Source organism: Vibrio sp. 10N.261.51.A4 (genome assembly GCF_041471945.1).
GTDB lineage: Bacteria > Pseudomonadota > Gammaproteobacteria > Enterobacterales > Vibrionaceae > Vibrio > Vibrio crassostreae_C.
Window position 1 is genome coordinate 1 of the sequence record NZ_JBFRPJ010000141.1, and the last position, 4,529, is coordinate 4,529.

At 41.9% G+C, this 4,529-nt stretch carries 2 protein-coding genes and 6 tRNA genes; 7 read left to right on the top strand and 1 reads right to left on the bottom strand.

What is annotated here, in order from left to right; genetic code table 11:
- Positions 1-67: 67 nt before the first annotated feature.
- The 7 genes from AB4384_RS23145 to AB4384_RS23175 all read left to right on the top strand — a co-directional run bounded on the left by AB4384_RS23145 (position 68) and on the right by AB4384_RS23175 (position 2,911).
- Positions 68-143, top strand: a tRNA-Asn gene (locus AB4384_RS23145).
- A 382-nt stretch (positions 144-525) separates the two neighbouring features.
- Entirely contained in the window at positions 526-2,151 is a 1,626-nt protein-coding gene (locus tag AB4384_RS23150) for a methyl-accepting chemotaxis protein (protein ID WP_372130175.1), read from the top strand.
- A gap of 235 nt (positions 2,152-2,386) precedes the next feature.
- Positions 2,387-2,462: transfer RNA gene (locus tag AB4384_RS23155), tRNA-Phe, on the top strand.
- Between the two features lie 56 nt (positions 2,463-2,518).
- Positions 2,519-2,594, top strand: a tRNA-Thr gene (locus tag AB4384_RS23160).
- A 24-nt stretch (positions 2,595-2,618) separates the two neighbouring features.
- Positions 2,619-2,694, top strand: a tRNA-Asn gene (locus tag AB4384_RS23165).
- A gap of 36 nt (positions 2,695-2,730) precedes the next feature.
- Positions 2,731-2,806, top strand: a tRNA-Thr gene (locus tag AB4384_RS23170).
- 29 nt (positions 2,807-2,835) lie between these two features.
- Positions 2,836-2,911: transfer RNA gene (locus AB4384_RS23175), tRNA-Asn, on the top strand.
- Positions 2,912-3,255: 344 nt separating this feature from the next.
- Here the strand turns inward: AB4384_RS23175 and AB4384_RS23180 are convergent.
- A complete protein-coding gene (locus AB4384_RS23180; protein ID WP_017060180.1) occupies positions 3,256-3,651 on the bottom strand; it encodes a DUF2391 family protein in 396 nt (131 codons plus the stop codon).
- Between the last annotated feature and the right edge of the window lie 878 nt (positions 3,652-4,529).

Sequence of the window (4,529 nt, forward strand, 5' to 3'; positions counted from 1 at the left end):
TCGAGGCACCATTATTTGGTGCTTAACAAATAATGGTCTTTATAGACCTGATGTTGACACAAATAATTCCCCTTTAGTTCAGTTGGTAGAACGGCGGACTGTTAATCCGTATGTCGCAAGTTCAAGTCTTGCAAGGGGAGCCACATTCAAGAAAGCCAAGTCGAAAGACTTGGCTTTTTTTCGTTTGAACAAAAACAAACTCTATTCAATATACACATCAGCTCCTCACTAACTCTTAATCAGTCTCGATAAATTGAGTTATCTCCTTTTAGTACTCTTACTACAGCAGTTGATTCTAAGTTCTATAAAGCATATCCACTACAACAGAACCAACGCCTTATAAAGTTCATGACCCGCTAATATTCACATTAAAACAAATAGAACCAAGTCCTGTTACTTTTTTTTCTTCGAAAATTTAATCCCTATCATACTTTGATGTCTTTCTAATATCTGACTTACACCACTTAGATTAAGATTCGATGAATTATACCTAATACTAATTATTGAATCGCTGCGCGGGGAAATATGAAACTAAAAACGCAAGCTTACTTATTATCGGGCATCATCTTGAACGCCCTGCTAGCACTGACGGCTACAGGCTTATGGACCTTAAGAGTTGCTAGCAACATGGACAACAAAGCTCGCGTAACAGAGCTGTTTAAGAGCGCATACAGCATTCTTACTGAAGTCGAAAAAATGGCGATTGATGGCACACTAGAAGAAGAGCAAGCCAAGCAACTAGCTACTCGCCTTCTACGCAACAACATCTATAAAGATAATGAATATGTTTACGTAGCCGATGAGAACATGACGTTTATCGCGACACCATTAGATCCTCAACTGCACGGAACCAGTTTTAACGACTTTAAAGATGGCGACGGCAATAGTGTTGGGCAGCTAATCCAAAGAGTACTTGGTAATCGTACTGGCGAGATCATTGAGTACACCTGGACACAAAAACTGCCAGATGGAACGATTGAAGAAAAACTGTCTATTGCAGAGAAAACGCCACATTGGGGTTGGGTTGTCGGCACTGGTATCGGGTTCAATGAAGTTAACGCTCGTTTTTGGTCTACTGCTCAATGGCAGCTATTCCTTTGTGTCGTGATTGCTGGTCTTATTCTGGCGAGCCTAATTGTATCCATTAAACGCATGCTAGCGCTTCTTGGCGGCGAACCTAAAGACGTACGAGAAGCAGTACAAGCCGTAGCACAAGGTCGAATTCAAACCTCTTTCGAAACTCAGGCAATTGACGGCAGTATCTATCACGCCGTACAACAAATGAGTAAGTCATTGGCTGAGCTAGTATCAAACCTTGACGCTTCAATGCTGGCATTAAGAGGCGAACTGCAGCGCGTAGAAGATCGCGCTGGGTCAATTGGTCAACTGACAGACACCCAACAGCAATCAACAGAGATGATCGCGACAGCAATGACCGAGATGGCCTCTTCAGCCAATAACGTAGCTGCTTCAGCTAGCGATACCGCGCGCAACACCGACGAGGCCGACAAACAGAGCCAGCATACCCAACAACTCATTCACAACACAGTAGATAACATTCAAGGCTTAGCAGGCCAACTAGGCACAGCAAGCGAAGCTGTCGCTAACCTAGATAACGATGTAAACAACATTGCAAAAGTATTGGATGTGATTGGTGATATAGCGGAGCAAACTAACCTATTGGCACTAAATGCAGCCATTGAAGCAGCTCGAGCTGGCGAACAAGGTCGTGGATTTGCTGTTGTAGCAGATGAGGTTCGTAACCTTGCAGGCAGAACACAATCGAGCACAAAAGAAATCCAATTAATGATTAATAACCTTCAAGAGGGATCTCGCAACGCAATTCAAACCATGGAAGTGTGTGCCGCGACCAGTGAAAGCACCGTAACAGAGTCTCAAAACGCCTCTGAAGCACTACAACAGATTGTTGTCGCATTAGAGTCCATTTCATCAATGAGTCATCAAATCGCAACAGCGGCCGCTGAGCAGACTCAGGTGAGCGATGATATATCGAAGCGTATCAATATGATCGAAGAGAGCGGTAACCAACTGAGCAATGTCGTAACAGAAAGTCATAACAGCACCCAAACTCTTGCCTCTCTTTCCAACGAATTAGAAGCTTGGGTTAATAGGTTTGAAGTAAAACACTAAACTCCCTAGAAAATTTTCAAATAAAAAAGCACGTTTTCATACGTGCTTTTTTTATTTCGGCGCCCATTCAGTGTAGTTAACCGTAGTTTTACTATCTTTTAGGGCATGCTAGACCTAGGTTTTTCACCCCAAATGAGCAAAAACAACCCACTAAGTATAGAAAAACATCAAACGATACTTTTTTTGCAATTTAATGTTGACCCAGAACGCGAAAACACGTTTAATACACCTCGTCGCCCGGATAGCTCAGTCGGTAGAGCAGAGGATTGAAAATCCTCGTGTCGGTGGTTCGATTCCGCCTCCGGGCACCACAATTTATTTGTTGGTGTCTTAGACAACAACAGTAAAGCACAAAGAAATATTATGTGCCGACTTAGCTCAGTAGGTAGAGCAACTGACTTGTAATCAGTAGGTCACCAGTTCGACTCCGGTAGTCGGCACCATTTCTTTAAAGCTTTAAGAATAATTCCCCTTTAGTTCAGTTGGTAGAACGGCGGACTGTTAATCCGTATGTCGCAAGTTCAAGTCTTGCAAGGGGAGCCAAGTTAATCATCAAGCATAAGCTTTTTGATTCATGATGCCGACTTAGCTCAGTAGGTAGAGCAACTGACTTGTAATCAGTAGGTCACCAGTTCGATTCCGGTAGTCGGCACCATTCTCTTGATTAGAGACTAAACAATCAATTCCCCTTTAGTTCAGTTGGTAGAACGGCGGACTGTTAATCCGTATGTCGCAAGTTCAAGTCTTGCAAGGGGAGCCAATTAAAAGAAGCCGCATCATTGATGCGGCTTTTTTGCATCTAAAGATCCTAACTTATTAATACAACTACCCTCACCTTTCAAATACCATATTCAATTCAGAAACCAACCGTTTTTATATCCTTCCAAAGCTACAAATCTTCGCTACTTAATGCTCTTCAAAATCTCCCAACAACAAACGACACATTCACGTAAGAGTCAGTCACAGTACGTTGCTACTCATTTTATTGACTAGGAGATCGGTTGAAAAAATCAATACTAAGTTTGGAGGTAAGAAAGCTAAATAACGAATCAAGTAAGCGCTGAAAAGCTCTGTAAGACACTTCAATCCAAATTGATACACAGATTACTCTTTATCAAAACTATCCACTACAATAGCGCCCATAGAGGCTGGCATTGAAATAACAATCACTCTTTTGATCGATACGACGGGATCACTCAATAGAGGTAATTTGTCCAGGCAAGTCAGTACCAAAGCAACGACCAATGCCGTCATAACATAAGCAATCACTATTCTGAAAATAAACACCGGCAACCGAGCAACAACATCTTTTTGAAAGACACTCTCATACGTATAGAAGCCTAAGAACACCGCAGACAGTAAAAATAGCAGCAATAGATTAGCGGTAGGTAAAGTCTCCCCTAACTTCCAAGCCTCTTCAGAAAAAGAAATCGGCACGGCCAAGGCAAAAGATCCCACAAAGATCTGGCTCGCATCTTCAAAGTTAAAACTCAATTTCATAATTCGACCCATTAGGTTTAAGGCTTTATCTAATTCTGAAAAGAATCACAAAACTATCCGCCAATGATTTGGGGGATTTTTATTTCTACTAAGCAAACAGTAGTGACCTTCTAGCTTCATCTTAGTCGCAATAACCAAAACATAGCTTGAACTAACCAGCAAGAAATCAATATGCTCAGAGCAAAACGGTCAACACGACTGATTAATATCGAGTCAACAAACACATCAAAATCGAAGACAGAGTGGTAACCCCTAATATACCAGCACCTAGAACCAAAGAATCTAAATCCGCAGGGTGATAAACGTCACTTCACGAATACGAGGGATGCTCTATTTCTTCGCTTATATACCCCTCAGGCACCACTTGGGAACACACTTAGCGACTCTCACCTTTAAGCTGAATCTAGCCTACTTTCACCCTTTGAAGTACTTAGAACGAGTCGCTCAATACCATCGAGAGTGGTTTTAAGCTCAATGCATAACAAGAGACATTAAGTCGACTCATTATGAGCTCTAGCGTTCTTAAGAGAAGCCTCCATGATAGAGCCCTAATTACACGTATCCTATAGATTCACAGATAGAGCAGAAGTCAGATTTCGTAGCCGAAAGGCTGTTAACTAATACTGAGAGCCGCTCACTTAATAAAGGAAACATCTACAGCGCGTATGGCTCGAGTATCTGAATGCTAAACTTAAAGCTATATACGTTTGAAATCATGCTCGAGTCACCTCACAGCTGGAATCAGAAATGATGTAGTCCTAATCATGAGTTGGTTTTGGGAAAAACCTGAGCTAAGAGCTGTGGGCTGCGGGAAAATCTTTTGTGTAAGTTATTCGACTGACGTGCGAAACACTATGATTTATACCAATTAAAGTAAA